14 protein-coding genes are annotated in these 14,079 nt (G+C 68.0%); 7 read left to right on the forward strand and 7 right to left on the reverse strand.

Features of this window, described 5'->3' with window-relative positions; all coding sequences use genetic code 11:
• Positions 1-452 precede the first annotated feature (452 nt).
• The 4 genes from ODI_RS13215 (at position 453) to ODI_RS13230 (ending at position 5,569) form a co-directional block, all read left to right on the forward strand.
• On the forward strand, positions 453-1,001 hold the full coding sequence (locus tag ODI_RS13215) for a molybdopterin-dependent oxidoreductase (protein WP_157929758.1): 549 nt from the start codon (positions 453-455) through the stop codon (positions 999-1,001).
• 22 nt (positions 1,002-1,023) lie between these two features.
• Positions 1,024-2,298 (forward strand): GGDEF domain-containing protein, encoded by a 1,275-nt coding sequence (locus ODI_RS13220; protein ID WP_067751103.1) that lies wholly within the window; start codon positions 1,024-1,026, stop codon positions 2,296-2,298.
• Positions 2,299-2,399: 101 nt separating this feature from the next.
• On the forward strand, positions 2,400-4,343 hold the full coding sequence (locus ODI_RS13225) for an EAL domain-containing protein (protein ID WP_067751106.1): 1,944 nt from the start codon (positions 2,400-2,402) through the stop codon (positions 4,341-4,343).
• Positions 4,340-5,569, forward strand: coding sequence for a sensor histidine kinase (locus ODI_RS13230; RefSeq protein ID WP_067751109.1), 1,230 nt, complete (start codon positions 4,340-4,342; stop codon positions 5,567-5,569). The genes ODI_RS13225 and ODI_RS13230 overlap by 4 nt, the downstream gene beginning before the upstream one ends.
• On the opposite strand, the gene ODI_RS13235 is transcribed toward ODI_RS13230, so the two are convergent.
• The 3 genes from ODI_RS13235 to ODI_RS13245 all read right to left on the reverse strand — a co-directional run bounded on the left by ODI_RS13235 (position 5,551) and on the right by ODI_RS13245 (position 8,333).
• Entirely contained in the window at positions 5,551-6,282 is a 732-nt protein-coding gene (locus tag ODI_RS13235) for a response regulator transcription factor (protein ID WP_067751112.1), read from the reverse strand. The genes ODI_RS13230 and ODI_RS13235 overlap by 19 nt on opposite strands.
• A 183-nt stretch (positions 6,283-6,465) precedes the next feature.
• A complete protein-coding gene (locus ODI_RS13240; protein WP_067751115.1) occupies positions 6,466-7,962 on the reverse strand; it encodes a protein adenylyltransferase SelO in 1,497 nt (498 codons plus the stop codon).
• Complete coding sequence (locus ODI_RS13245; protein WP_067751118.1) at positions 7,959-8,333, reverse strand: DUF2069 domain-containing protein; 375 nt, start codon at positions 8,331-8,333, stop codon at positions 7,959-7,961. Before ODI_RS13245 ends, ODI_RS13240 begins: the two co-directional genes overlap by 4 nt.
• A gap of 17 nt (positions 8,334-8,350) precedes the next feature.
• On the opposite strand from ODI_RS13245, the gene ODI_RS13250 reads away from it, so the two are divergent.
• Both ODI_RS13250 and ODI_RS13255 read left to right on the forward strand, forming a co-directional pair.
• Positions 8,351-9,727, forward strand: a complete 1,377-nt coding sequence (locus ODI_RS13250) for a YihY family inner membrane protein (protein ID WP_082985210.1) — start codon at positions 8,351-8,353, stop codon at positions 9,725-9,727.
• Positions 9,711-10,175 carry a CBS domain-containing protein gene (locus tag ODI_RS13255; protein WP_067751121.1) on the forward strand — a complete coding sequence of 155 codons (465 nt, stop codon included), beginning with the start codon at positions 9,711-9,713 and terminating at the stop codon, positions 10,173-10,175. The genes ODI_RS13250 and ODI_RS13255 overlap by 17 nt, the downstream gene beginning before the upstream one ends.
• Positions 10,176-10,204: 29 nt before the next feature.
• Here ODI_RS13255 and dusA read toward each other — a convergent pair whose 3' ends face one another.
• Genes dusA through ODI_RS22310 form a run of 3 tightly spaced genes read right to left on the reverse strand, consistent with a single transcriptional unit; the run spans position 10,205 to position 11,690 of the window.
• Positions 10,205-11,236 (reverse strand): tRNA dihydrouridine(20/20a) synthase DusA, encoded by a 1,032-nt coding sequence (gene dusA, locus ODI_RS13260; RefSeq protein ID WP_074046775.1) that lies wholly within the window; start codon positions 11,234-11,236, stop codon positions 10,205-10,207.
• A 9-nt stretch (positions 11,237-11,245) separates the two neighbouring features.
• Positions 11,246-11,419, reverse strand: a complete 174-nt coding sequence (locus tag ODI_RS13265; protein ID WP_162292301.1) for a hypothetical protein — start codon at positions 11,417-11,419, stop codon at positions 11,246-11,248.
• A gap of 25 nt (positions 11,420-11,444) precedes the next feature.
• Positions 11,445-11,690: a hypothetical protein gene (locus tag ODI_RS22310; RefSeq protein WP_157929759.1), complete on the reverse strand. Its 246-nt coding sequence runs from the start codon at positions 11,688-11,690 to the stop codon at positions 11,445-11,447.
• Between ODI_RS22310 and ODI_RS13270 the strand changes: the two genes are divergently transcribed.
• Positions 11,689-13,380 (forward strand): methyl-accepting chemotaxis protein, encoded by a 1,692-nt coding sequence (locus ODI_RS13270; protein ID WP_082985211.1) that lies wholly within the window; start codon positions 11,689-11,691, stop codon positions 13,378-13,380. The two genes, ODI_RS22310 and ODI_RS13270, sit on opposite strands and share 2 nt — an antisense overlap.
• Here the strand turns inward: ODI_RS13270 and ODI_RS13275 are convergent.
• A complete protein-coding gene (locus ODI_RS13275) occupies positions 13,374-14,069 on the reverse strand; it encodes a TetR/AcrR family transcriptional regulator (protein WP_067751127.1) in 696 nt (231 codons plus the stop codon). The genes ODI_RS13270 and ODI_RS13275 overlap by 7 nt on opposite strands.
• Between the last annotated feature and the right edge of the window lie 10 nt (positions 14,070-14,079).

The following is a 14,079-nucleotide window of genomic DNA, read 5'->3' on the forward strand; positions in this document are numbered from 1 at the left end:
CAGCGAGACTGCCTGCCGGGGTGACTGTGTAACAGTGATTATGCATGAGTTTGAAGCACCCCCTAGACGTCGAAAAGCAGCCATTTTTACGTAAAAACCCTTGTTTTTCGGAAAATATATGACGCTATTTGTATTTGTAAGCAACAATAAGACATTTTTCGTCGTTGATAGAAAGTCCCGCCACCCAGAAAATGCCGGGTTGCAGAAATCAATAGATGCGTTTTGCGCCAACGGGACACATTTGGGCACAATCGCTCTGGCGGCAAACTTGCGCCACGCCTGCAACACCCTCGCTTGCCAGGCTCATGCCTGGCCGGCGGCGGCGTGCATTCCCGCAACGACGAGCACCCCGCCGGAAAACGTCGTCCCTTCACCCAGGTTCCCCAACGATTGTCCAGCCGGCCAACCCAGTTCGATACCGCAGCCGTCTCGTTCCATTGGAGGTAGCAGGCATGACGTCACGTAGGACCGTACTGGTTGCCGGCGCATCGCTGCTGCTGCCCCTGGCTCCTGCCGCGCGCGCGGCCTGCCGCACCGCGGCCCTGAGCGCGACCCGCGATGCCGCCAGCTGTATCGTCCTGGACATCCACGGGCCGAAGCGCCGCCCCGACGACGTGCCGCTCGCCAGCCTGACGCTGGCCCAGCTCCAGGCCCTGCCCCAGACCACCATCCAGACGTCGCTGCCCCATGCGCTGCACGCCGTGAGGCGTGCCGCCTGGGAGGGCCCGTCGCTGTCGGACGTCCTGGCCGAGCAAGGCCTGCAAGCCGCCCGGAGCGTCTACGTCGAATCGCTGAGCGGCTATGGCGCCGACCTGCCTTCCGAGGACCTGCGCACGTACTCGCCCATCCTGGCCTGGCGCCGCAACGGCCAGGCACTTGCCGTGCGCAATAACGGGCCGCTCATCGTCATCTACCCCTTCGACAGCCACCCTGCCCTGCGCGGGGATATCCGTTACCTCCAGCGCATCGTCTGGCAGGTGCAGGCGCTGACGGTCCAGTGATGCCTGGCTTCGATAACGCAGCATGATCCCCCAGCCCAATCCCGCGCCGGACCAGAACTCGCCGGCCCTCCCGCCATTGCGTCATCCGCGATGGCTCACGGTGGTGCTGTCCCTCCTGCTCATCTCCATGGCCGGCCTGACCGTCCTGGCCACCATCACGCTGCGCGACCACGCGCGTGAACTGGCCGAGCCCAGCCTCAGCAGCGACTTCCTGGTGTCCTACCAGATCGCCACGGAAGTGAACCTGCTGATCGACACCGCGCGCGCGGTGCGCGCCCACGACAACAAGGCCACCGAGCTGGTGCTGCGCCTGGAAGTGCTTGCCAGCCTGCTGGATCCCGCCATGGACGCCCCCCGGGCCCAGGCGCTGCTGCTGGAAGAGTTGCCCCAGGCCCGTGAACTGCTGTCCTCGCTGTCCGACCTCATCATCCCGTGGTACGCGCAAATGCAGGTGGCCTTCACCGAGCAGACGGACCGCGGCGTCGCCGAGGACATCCTGGGCAACGCCGGCACCCTGCGTTCGCTGTCGGACCGGCTGGTCAGCCTGATCCACCTGGAACAGGGCAGCATGCGCGACCTGAACCGGCAACGCCTGCATGGCGGCTTCTATCGCCTGGAATGGACCATCGCCGGCCTCATCACCGGCAGCATCGTGCTGGCCGTCTGGCTGCTCGTGCTGAACTACCAGTCGCGCCAGTTCGGCTCGCGCCTGGCGCACGCCAACGCCCGCCTGGAGTCCGCGGTGGCACAGCGCACGCAGGAACTTGCCTGGCTGGCGAACACCGACCCCCTCACCGAACTCAAGAACCGCCGGGCCTTCATGGAGGTGGGCGAGGCGCTCATCATGCAATGCCGGCGCTATCCGCATCCGCTGTCGGCGCTGCTGATCGACATCGACCACTTCAAGAGCATCAACGACCGCTACGGCCATCACCTGGGCGACGAGGCGATCCGCCAGGTGGCCGACGCCATGACCGCGGCGCTGCGCGAGACGGACGTGACCGGCAGGCTGGGCGGCGAGGAGTTCGCCGTGCTCATGCCCCACACCGACCTGGCCGCCGCGCTGCAGGCCGCCGAACGGGTGCGCCACGCGGTCGCGCAACTGCGCATTCCCACGCCTTCCTCCACGCCGATCACGCTCACGATTTCCATCGGCGTGGCCGGGTACGAACACGGCATGTCGCTCGACATCCTCGTCATGCATGCCGATCTGGCGCTTTACCGCGCCAAACATGACGGCCGGGACCGCATTCGTACATATGGAGCGGATATCATGACGTCCTATGAAGCAAGCTGAGGCCCCCTGCGCTGCCCGGGAGGGCAGCCTCGACGCCAGACGCTGTTGATCCCGGGCCCGGATGCGCGCGCGCCTGACGCGCCGCGCGGAATATCAAGACTATGGGCTTACTCCGAGACCTGACCCTGAGCGTCGCCACCGTGGTGGTCGTCGTGGCCTGCGGCTCGTTCGCCTTGGGGCTGCACACCGTCCACAGCTTCCTGGAAGAGTCGCTGACGCATCGCACCCAGGCCGAGGCGGCATTGCTGACCCGCCGGCTGGGCGAACTCGACGCCTCCAACGCCGTGCCGCTGCTGAGCCAGGTCTTCGATGCCTACGGCTATCGCCAATTGCGCCTGCGCGCGGCCGAAGGCGACACCGTCTTCGAGGCCTCGCGGCCTGCCGCCGCCGGCCACGCGCCGCAATGGTTCGAGCGGCTCGTCCCGCTGGCCGTCCCGCCCGTCACCCTCGCCGTCCCCACCGGCCCCTATCAGGGCGCCACGCTCAGTGTATCCGCCGATGACAAGCCGGGCCGCGACCGGCTCTGGCAAGGCGCCAGGTCGCTGGGCCAACTGACAGCCGCCACGCTGGCCTGCACCCTTCTCATCGCCATCCTGATGCGCCGCCTGCTTGCCCGCAGGCTCAGCAGCCTGGGCCGCAGCGTGCAACAGTGGACCGAGCGCGGCAATGGGACCAAGCCTCCCCTGCCCCCTGAACTGCAACCTGTCGGCGCCGCCATCGACCAGTTGCAGGCGCAGGCCCGCGCGCGCATCGCCCAGCACACCCAGACCATCGAGACGCTGCAGGAAGAACTGGAAGTCGACCCCGTCACCCGCCTGCCCAATCGCAAGCGCTTCCTGGCCGCGCTGCACCAGGCCGTGCTGCCGCGCATGACCGGCGAGGACACGATCAACGCCCATGGCCACGTCGTGCTGTTCCGGCAGCGCGACCTGGCCAGCATCAACCAGCACATGCCACGCCAGCTGACCGACCAGTGGCTGCGCGGGGTGACGGACCGCGTGCAGGGCCTGCTGCCGGACACGGGCACGCAAGCGCTGCTGGGCCGCCTGAACGGCTCGGATTTCGGCCTGCTGCTGCCCGGCATGGAGCCCGCCGACGCCTTGCGGCTCAGCGAGCAATTGCGTATTGCGCTGCGCGGCTGCCGCATCGCCATCGACGAGGCGGGCACGCTGTGCCGCTGGGCCCTGACGCTGACCGCCTATACCAGTGCCGACACCCCGACGCGCATCCTGGCTCGGCTGGACCACGGCCTGATGCGCTCGGAAAGCGCCGGTGAGGAAACCATCGCCGCGTCCTCGCCGCGTCCGCCCGCCCTGGCCTCGGCCTCGGGCGAATACGCCTGGAAGGACACCCTGCTGACCGCGCTGGACCAGCACCGCTTCTCGCTGGCCACCGGCCGCCGCGAGCTGCAGGACGGCACGCTGCTGCGCCACGAGGCCTCCCTGACCTTGCACGACCCGCGCACCGAACAGGCCCTGCCGGCCCAGACCTTCATTCCCGCCGCCATCCGCCTGGGTCTCGCCTCGGACTGTGACATCCAGGCCGTCAGGCTGGCGCTGGACTGGCTGACCCCGGACCGGGGCGAGCTTGCGACATTGCTGTCGCTGGCATCACTGGGGCAGTCCCGCTTCCTGCCGCGCCTGCAGCAGATGCTGGAAGACCGTCCGGCGCAAGCCGCCAAGCTGCTGCTGGAAATCGACGCGCATGGCCTGGTCGATCACTATGCGGACGTCCGTTCGCTGTGCGAACTGGCCACCGCCACCGGCGTGCGCATCGGCCTGCGCCGCCTGACCCGGCAGTTCGGCGCCATGGCGCATCTGCACCACCTGCCGCTCAGCTACATCAAGCTGGACGCCGATTTCGTCGACGGCCTGCCGGACAGCCCGGGCAGCCGCCACCTGGCCAGCTCGGTCGCGCAGACGGCCACTGCGCTGGGCATCGCGGTGCACGCCACGCTGCCGGCCAATGCCGCGCTGCGCGACTGGCTGCAGGACCTGGGCATCACCCTCGTCGTCGAACGTCCCGCCTTGGAGGACTCGGCATGACCCCCGAGATGCTGTTGCGTGCCCACGCCCCGCTGGACATCGCCATGATGCTGGGCTGGCCGGCCTGGCTCCTGCCGGGCCTGTTCCTTGCCGCGCTCCTGGCCCTGGGCACGCGCGCCCGGCGCCAGCCGCAAGCCGAATGGCTGGGTCTGCTGGCGCTGGTCGCGCTGGAATTCCTGGCCGTGCTGCTGCTGCCGCCACCGCCCGGTTGGCTGGCGCTGGCCCTGCCGCCAGCCATTGCCGCCCTGGGCGTGCGTCACGCGCCCGGCCTGCCCCGTAACGGTTCGCTGGTGCTGGGCTTGAGCTACCTGGCGAACCTGCCCGCGCTTGCCGCCAGCAGCGGACTGATGCCCGCGCACGAATGGACCCTGTTCGTGTGGCAGGCGGGGCTGGCCGTGCGTGCCCTGGCCTGCCTCGGCATGGCCCTGCAGGCCGCACCGGCGCGTCTCGTCCCGCCGACGCGCCACATGCCCGCGCCGCCCCACGCCGGCCTGGCCGAAGCCGAGGAATGGGCCACCGCCGTGCACGCCTACCGCCAGGCCGGCAGCCTGCTCGCGCACGAACTGCGCGCGCCGCTTTCCACGCTGGACTCGGCGGTCCAGGCCCTGGCGCTGGCCGTCTCCGACGATGACGAACACGCCCGCGCGCGGCTCGCACGCATGCGCCGCGCGGTGCAGCGCGTGACGGAGCTGACGGGGAGTTTCCTGGGCAGCGGCATGCTGGGCGAGCGCCTGCTCCAGCCGCGCACGGCGTCGCAAGACCTGGGCAAGCTCGCACGCGGCACGGCCCTGCAGATGCAGGCCGACATGGCGCATCCGCTGGACATGCCGACCGAGGGGCAGGCGCTGGCCGTCTGCGACGCAGTGCTCTGCGTCGAAGTGCTGCGCAACCTGCTGCACAACGCCGCCAAATATTCCCCCGCGGACCAGCCCATTTCGCTGCGCTGGGGCACGGACGACGCCGCGGGCCAGGCCTGGGTGTCGGTGGCGGATCGCGGCCCGGGCATCGGGGAAGAGGAACTGGCGCGCATCTTCGAGCCGCACTACCGGCGGACGGCGCACAGGGAAACCAAGGGGATGGGCGTGGGCCTGTACCTGGCCCGGGAAATGTGCCGCCGCCAGCGCGGCGAACTGAGCGTGCAGAGCCGTGACGGCCACGGCTCGGTCTTCACCCTGCGCCTGCCGATGGCGCGGGCGGAGACGTCGGATCAGGTCGCGAAGACGTAACCCTGGCCGCGCACCGACAGCACCGGCACCTTCATGCCGACAGACTGCGCCTTGGCGCGCAGGCGGCTGACCAGCACATCGATGCGCCGCAGTTCGAAGTCGTTGGGATCGCCCGGATTGAAGATCTCGGACAGGGTCTGGCGGCTGACCACCGTGCCCGCGCTTTTCAGCAACGCACCGATGAAGATGCGCTCCTGGGCGCTGAGATGCAGCGTAGTGCCGTCGGGGGCAGTGAGAATCCAGCCGCCATCCTGCAGCGACCAGCTGGGCGACGGCACGGCGCGCGCGGGCGTGGGACTCGACGGTTGGCGAACCACGCCGGCCATGCGCATGCGGCGCGCCAGGCTGCGGATCACCGAGCTCAGCTCCAGCATGTCGACCGGCTTGGTCATGTAGATGTCGGCGCCGCCCTCGAGGCCGCGCACGCGGTCTTCCAGCGCGCCCCGGCCTGTCAGCATGACGATGCCCACGGGGTGGTGGGCACGCAGTCGCGTGGCGACGGTGAAGCCGTCCTCGCCGGGAACATTGGCGTCCAGCAGGACGACATCGCAAGGCTCGACGTCGAACTGGCTGAGGAAGGACGCGGAATCGGCGCAGGAGAAAGACACGTGGAAGCCGAAGCCGCCCAGGCCCAACGCCAGTTCTTCACGGAAGTCGTCATCGTCCTCGAGCAGTCCGATGCGTAGTAGGTCTTCGGAAAAATGCGGTTGCACGAAAGAGGATATCCGGATCTGCGCTGACGACAGGGCGCACGGTGACGCCTACGCTTTTTCTTCCCGGACCGAAGGGAAGATGACAGATTTTAACATTTTGATGGGTTCGGAAGCGAGTCAGGACTGACCCGAATACAAAAAGTTAACGCAACCATTTCCCTCCATTGCCCCCGTCCGGTCCCATCAGGATGAACAGCTAACCTCGAGGTCCGAAGCCCAATCCGGCGCAAGAGCCGCATATTCCTTAGCATTTTCATGTTCTTGCCACGGATTTCGCAGCACGCGCAGAAGATTGTCCAACTCCCCGGCGTCTCCCTCCGCCGCCGCCCGGATCGCGGTTTCGGCCAGATGGTTGCGTAAAACATACAGAGGATTGTTACGGTTCATGACTTCGACACGCTCGACGGGGTCGCGCCCATCGCGTGCCAGCCTTGCGGCGTACTGCGCGAGCCAGGCCTGCGTGGCCTCGCGGTCGATGAAGAGATCCAGGAACGGGGCGGCCTGGCCCTCGGGCGCCAACGCAAGCCGGCGGAAGGTCTGCGTGAAATCGGCGCGCGAGCCGTGCATGAGGCGCAGCAGTTCATCGAACAGGGCTTCGTCCTCGGCTTGCCATTGGGCCAGGCCCAGCTTCGCGGCCACCCGGCCGTGCCAGCGCGACAGGAACGCCGCTTCATAGCCATCCAGGGCCTCGCCCAGCGCGTCTTCCTGCCCGGGTACCAACGGGTGCAGGGCCGTGGCCAGCCGCTGCAGGTTCCAGTGCGCCACGGAGGGCTGCACGTTCCAGGCATAGCGGCCCTGGCTGTCGGTGTGGTTGCAGATGTGGCCGGCATTGAAGCCGTCCATGAACCCGTAAGGCCCGTAATCGAGCGTCAGGCCCAGGATGGACATGTTGTCGGTGTTCATGACGCCGTGGCAGAAGCCCACCGACAGCCAGTCCGCCATGAGCGTGCCGGTGCGCCGCGTGACCTCGGCCAGCATGCGCACGACGTCGGCGCCGGGCGCCTGCGGCTCGCCCGCGGGCGCGTCGCGGCACTCGGGATAGAAGGTATCGATGACGTAATCGGCCAGGATGCGCAGGTTGGCCATGTCCTTGCGCGACGCCCAGTGCTCGAAGGAGCCGAAACGCACGAAGCTGGGCGCCATGCGCGTCACCACCGCCGCGGTCTCGACGGTTTCGCGCACCACGGCATCGTCCGACACCGCGATGGCCAGCGCACGTGTGGTGGGAATGCCCAGTCCATGCATGGCCTCGCTGGCCAGGTATTCGCGCACCGAGGAACGCAGCACCGCACGCCCGTCTCCCATCCGCGAATACGGCGTGAGGCCGCTGCCCTTCAACTGCAGCTCCCAATTGCCCGACGGGCCTTGCACCTCGCCCAGCAGGTGCGCGCGCCCATCGCCCAGCTGACCCGCCCACACGCCGAACTGATGGCCGCTGTAGACCGCCGCCAGCGGGTCGCCGCCCGGCAGCGGCGCGCTGCCGGACACCACCGCCAGGAACTCGGGCGTCTGCAAGGCGGCCGGATCCAGGCCGATCAGGGCAGCGGCGTCGGCATTGGCGTGCAGCAGGCGCGGCGCATGCTGGAACGGCCTGGGCGCGAGCCGGGTGTAGAAGGAATCGGGCAGCGCGGCAAAGCTGTTGCGCAGGGAAAGCTGATCGAGGGTCTTGGCGAGGGTCATGAGCGATGCGCCTTGCGGGCCGCGCGCTTGGCGGGCCGCACGTAGAAGATGGCAGACAGGAAGAACGCCAGCGACAGCACGATCTCGATCGCGGCCAGCGTCACGGAGGGTCCGGGCGGATCGGACATGAACCGCACCACCCCTTCCATGAGATACAGCAGGCTCAGCATGGCGGCCCACTGCATGGTGTAGAGGTTACCGCGCAGCACGCCGCGCAGCGGGAAGGCCAGCGGCAGCGCCTTCAGCAGCAGCCAGGAACCACCCGGGCGCAAAGGCGCCAGCACGGTTTCCCAGGCGACGCACAGCACGATGAGCGCGAGCAGTGAAATGGCCGCGACGCGGCGCAAGGTGGGGTTCAGCGAGATATCCATGCTGCTATTATCGCGCGATGGAACACCCCGCAGCGCCGGTAGACCGGACCCTCGCGGTCCCCGCCGCCCACGCCTCCCTGAGCTGGAGGGAGCGGGCTGGCAGCCTGCTGCGCTTCGTGGGCAAGCGCGCCGACGAGGAAAGGCTGCTGCAGGTGGCCTCCAGCCTCACTTTCACCACGGTCCTCGCCGTCGTGCCGCTGCTCGCCGTGGTGCTGTCGCTGTTCACCGCCTTCCCCCTGTTCAACGACTTTCGCGTTGCCCTGGAAGACTTCCTGGCCAACAACCTGATGCCGCCCGCCGTGTCGGACAACATCATGGACCACCTGAACCAGTTCGCCCAGCAGGCCTCGCGCCTGACGACCATCGGCGGCGCGTTCCTGGTGGTGACGTCCCTGATGCTCATCATGACCATCGACATGGCCTTCAACGACATCTGGCGCGTCACCCGCCAGCGTCCGCTGGCGCAGCGCGCGCTGATCTATTGGGCGGTGATCACGCTGGGGCCGGTGCTGGCGGGCGCCAGCCTGTGGACGACCTCGGTGCTGGCGCGCGAGTCCATGGGCCTGGCCGGCGACACCATGTCGCGCGCGCTGGAGCTCACCCTGTCCTACGTCCCGATCGTCCTCACCGCCATCGGTTTCGCCGCGCTCTATGTGGTGGTGCCCAACCGCAAGGTGGAATGGAAGGACGCGCTGGCCGGCGGCTTCTGCACCGCGCTGCTGCTGGAGCTGACCAAGCGCGGCTTCGCGTTCTACATCACCAAGTTCCCGACCTATACCGTCATCTACGGCGCCTTCGCCACGGTGCCGGTGTTCCTGCTGTGGATCTACCTGTCCTGGCTGGCGGTACTGCTGGGGGCGGCCATCGCGGCCATCCTGCCCTATCTGCGCATGGGGCGTTGGGACATCAACCGGCGCCCGGGCGCGGAATTCATCGACGCACTGGCGGTGCTGCGCGCACTTTACTCGGCCCGCAACCAGGGCCAGGCGGCACGCGACAGCACCGCGCTGGCGCGGCAACTGCGGCTGCATCCGGATGAACTGGCGGACGTCATGGCCACCCTGACCTCGCTGGGCCTGGTCTCGCGGGTCCAGACCCGCAATCGCGAAAGCTGGGTGTTAAGCTGCGACCCGCAGGCCGCCACCCTGGCCCCGCTGGTGGACCGTTTCCTGATCGATCGCGGTCAACGCCGGCTGGAAAACGAACCCGAAATCCTGGAAACCATCGCCCCGCTGCTGGCCGGGGGCGTGAGCATGCCGCTGGAAGCGCTGCTCAAGCCCGCCGCCCCGCAAGCCGCCGACACGACTGGCGCCCCGACGGATTCCCGCTCAAAATCAACAATATCGAAGGCGCCGGACGACGCCACGGAGGAAAACCATGCTCAAAGTCATTGAAATCCTGCGGGTCAAGGGCAAGACCCTGTACACCGCCAGCCCCGACGTGCTCGTCACCGAGGCCATCCAGACCATGAGCACGCAGGACATCGGCTCGCTGGTCATCATGGAGCACGGCAACCTGGCCGGCATGCTCACCTTCCGCGAAATCATCCGCCATCTGCACAAGAGCGGCGGCGTCGCCGGCGACACCACCATCCGCGCCATCATGGACGACGCGCCGGTCAGCGTGACGCCCAACACCAGCGCCGACGAAGTGCAGCGCCTGATGCTGGAAAAGCACGCCCGCTACATCCCGGTCATGGACGGTCCGATGCTGCAGGGCGTGATTTCGTTCTACGACATGGCGCAGGCCATCGTCGCGGCTCAGCGCTTCGAGAACAACATGCTGAAGGCCTACATCCGCGACTGGCCCGGTGACTCCCGCGAGGAAACGCCCGCCACCTGAGCGGCACGGCGCGGGGCCCGGGCCGCCCTTCAGGCGGGCACCGCGGCCAGGCCGCGCCAGGCCTCGGCCAGCAGGGCCGGATCGTTGCTGGCCAGGCGCTTCTGGTCGGACAGCACGCGGCGCCACTCCCGCGCGCCGGCACGGCCATTCACCAGCCCCAGCATGGGCCGGGTCATCATCCGCAAGGGCATGCCGCGCGCCGTCTGGGTGGCGGCATACACACGCATCGCCTCCACCACCGCGGCATCGTCCAGCAGGACATCGCCGGGCCACCAGATCCGCGACACCTCCGACAGCACGCGCGGCTGGTGCCATGCCGCCCGGCCCAGCATCACGCCGTCGAACCCCGGCAGTTCCGCCACGGACTGCGCCGCATCGGCCAGCCCGCCATTGAGCACCATCGTGCAATCCGGAAAGTCGCGCTTGAGCTGGCGCGCGGCCTCGTAGCGCAGCGGCGGCACTTCGCGGTTGTCCTTGGGCGACAGCCCCTTCAGCACGGCATTGCGCGCGTGCACGATGAAGACGCGGCAACCCGCGTCATACAGCGTGCCCACGAAATCGCGCACGAAGGCATAGGAGTCGTCGTAGTCCAGGCCCAGGCGATGCTTGACCGTGACGGGCACCGACACGGCGTCCAGCATGGCCTTCACGCAATCGGCCACCAAAGGCGCCTCGGCCATCAGGCAGGCGCCGAAAGCGCCCTTCTGGACCCGCTCGGACGGGCACCCGCAATTGAGATTGATCTCGTCATAGCCCCACTGCTCCCCCAGCTTCGCCGATTCGGCCAGTGCCTCGGGGTCGCTGCCACCCAATTGCAGCGCGACCGGATGCTCGGTCTCGTCGAAGTCCAGGTGGCGCGGCACGTCGCCATGCAGCAGCGCGCCCGTGGTGATCATTTCGGTGTACAGCCGCGCGCGCGGCGCCAGCAGGCGATGGAACACCCGGCAGTGGCGGTCGGTGACGTCGATCATGGGCGCGACGCACAAGCGCCAGGGGGAGTCGGCCGGCAGCGCGTGGGCGGCGTCAGGCGATGAATCTGTAAGAGTCTGATTTTGCAGCATTTTGTGAGTTTAGCAGGGGCCAGTACCGGTACCTGGGCCCGCCATGCCGCGCCAGTATGCATCGCGCCACACCGTCATTGGCACGGGCACGGGCACGCGCCAGGCGCGGCCTTCCTCGATTATCAAAAACTGGCAGTCATTAATCATCTTCAGATAATCACTGCCGTTTTCCATCAAAACCATCGACATAATCCATCAATCTCCTGGTTCAAACCAGAACCAGAGCTGGCGCGGCTTGCGGGGCAGCCTGTTCGAGAACGCCCGATCTCCGGAAATAATCGGTCAATACCGCGATTTCCTTGAAATTGTGGAGATAATCTCGCCATACAGTATGCGCACCCGTCATGCCGCGTGCCGGTTTCCGCTTGCAGCGGGGGCCGACGCCGTGACGGGGAACACTGTTGCCCTTCGCTTCACCTTCGATGCACCCATCCCGGAAGAGGTACGCCGCCATGCGAAAGAACCTGCCCGTCACGGACCAGGAATTCGTCCTGCAGGACGACCAGTACCTGATTTCCAAGACCGACCTGAAGGGCCGGATTACGTACTGCAATCCGGCCTTCCTGGCCATCAGCGGGTTCTCGCGCGAGGAACTGCTGGGCCAGCCGCACAACATCGTGCGCCACCCGGACATGCCGCCCGCGGCCTTCGCCGACCTGTGGCGCACCCTGCAGGCCCGCAAGCCCTGGCTGGCGGTCGTGAAGAACCGCCACAAGCACGGCGGCTTCTATTGGGTGCTGGCCAATGCCATGCCTGTCATCGAGGACGGCGAGGTCACCGGCTATGCGTCCGTGCGCGTCAAGGCCAGCCCCGAGCAGATTGCCGACGCCGAACGGTTCTACGACCAGATCAATCGCGGCCAGACCGGCGGCTTTACCTTGCGCCACGGCCAGCGCGTGCCTGCCGGCTGGCGGCGCGCGCTGCATGCCCTGGCCTTCCCGCTACGCGGCGGGCTGCGCCCCGCGCTGCTCCGGCTGGCACTGGCGGCCAGCGCCATGGCGGCGGTGCCCACCTGGCTGGCCGCCAGGCCACAGGAGCCTGCCATGCAGGCGCTGTACTGGGGCATCTACGCGGTGGCGGCACTGGCGCTCATCGGCACCGCCCTGTCCCTGGCCCGGCGCGTCACGTCGCCCCTGGCCGTCGCCGAGGAAGTCGCGCGTCAGATCGCCGCGGGCAACCTCGTCAACGAGGTCGACAGCGGTACCGGCGGCGAGATGCGCAAGCTCTATTTCTATCTGGACCTGATGCGCAAGAGCCTGATCGGGATTTCCTCCGAGGTCATGCACAAGACCTCGGACCATGCCCGCACCATCGGCGACCTGCGCACCAGCAGCCAGAGCCTGGCCGACCGCACCGACGCGCAATCCAGCTCCCTGCAGGACACCGCGGCCAGCGTGGAGCAGTTGGCCGTGACCGTCACGCGCAATGCCGAGAGCGCGCGCTCGGCCACGCAGCTCACCCAGGAAAGCCGCGAGGTGGCGGGCCAGGGCAGCGAGATCGTCGGCCGGCTGGTGGCCACCATGCAGGAGCTGGACGACAGTTCACGCAAGATCTCCGAGATCGTCACGCTGATCGAGGGCATCGCCTTCCAGACCAACATCCTGGCGCTGAATGCCGCGGTGGAAGCCGCCCGCGCCGGCGAACAGGGCAAGGGCTTCGCGGTGGTGGCGGGCGAGGTGCGCAGCCTGGCGCAGAAATCCAGCCAGGCGGCCAAGGAGATCAAGGTGCTCATCGACGAGTCGGTCTCGCGCATGTCCACCGGCTCGCAACAGGCAGGCCAGGCGGGCCACAGCATGCGCGACATCCTGCAGTCGGTGGAGCGCGTGAGCGGGCTGATGGAGGAAATCTCGCGGGCGTCCGCCGAGCAGTCGCTGGGCGTCGAGCGCATCAGCGTGGCGGTGAACCGCATGGACGGCATCGGCCAGCAGAACGTCACGCTGGTCGGCGAACTGGCACGCGCGGCCGAGCACCTGGGCCACGAGTCGGCGTCGCTGATGGAGGCGGTGGGCGTCTTCAAGGTGACGGGAACGCCTCGCGTGGAGACGCCCCGCGTGGAGACGTCCCGACTGGACACGCCAAGGCCGGTGCCCATGCGCGCCGCGCTGCCCGCCCCGCGCGAGGAATGGGAAGACGAACGTTATTGATCCCGGGCGCGGAAGGACGGGCGGCGCGCCCCCGCCTGTCCTCCCGCGCCACGGATGCCTGCCAGCGCAAACGCCAGCAATTGCTCGACCAGCGTCTCGGGCGGCTGGCGGAACAGGGGCTGCAAGGGCGTATCCAGCTTGCGGTCGACCACCAGCATCAAGAGGCAGGGTGCGGCCACGCCCAGCACGCAGGCCGTCAGGCGCGGATCGTCCAACGCCACATCCGCCAGCTCGGCCACGATGCGCGACAGCATGCCGAACTTGGGATGCGAGGCCTCGCACAGGATGTCCGACAGCACCGGCGACGGCGACAGCACTTCGCGCGCCCAGACCCGCGTGGGCCAGTTGTCGGCATCGACCGTGCTGGTCACCAGGGCATGCAGGAAGCGCCTGAGTTTTTCCTCGGGTGGCAGCCCGCTTTCCGCCAATTGCGTCAGGAAGTCCATGCTGACCAGGCGCTGGTGCACTTCCTTCAGCACCGCGCGGTACAGGCCCTCGCGCCCGCCGAAGTGATAATTGACCGCAGCCATGTTGGTGCGCGCGCGTTCGCAGATCGACTTGCTGGTGGTATCGCGAAAGCCGCGTTCGGCGAACGCGCGGCCAGCTGCCTCCAGGATGCCCGCGCGCGTGGCCTCGCCGTCGGCCCTGCCGGAGCGGTCCTTGCGAGGCGAGCTGGTTCTGGGCGGCATGGCGTCTTGC

It is taken from the genome of Orrella dioscoreae, assembly GCF_900089455.2.
GTDB lineage: Bacteria > Pseudomonadota > Gammaproteobacteria > Burkholderiales > Burkholderiaceae_B > Orrella > Orrella dioscoreae.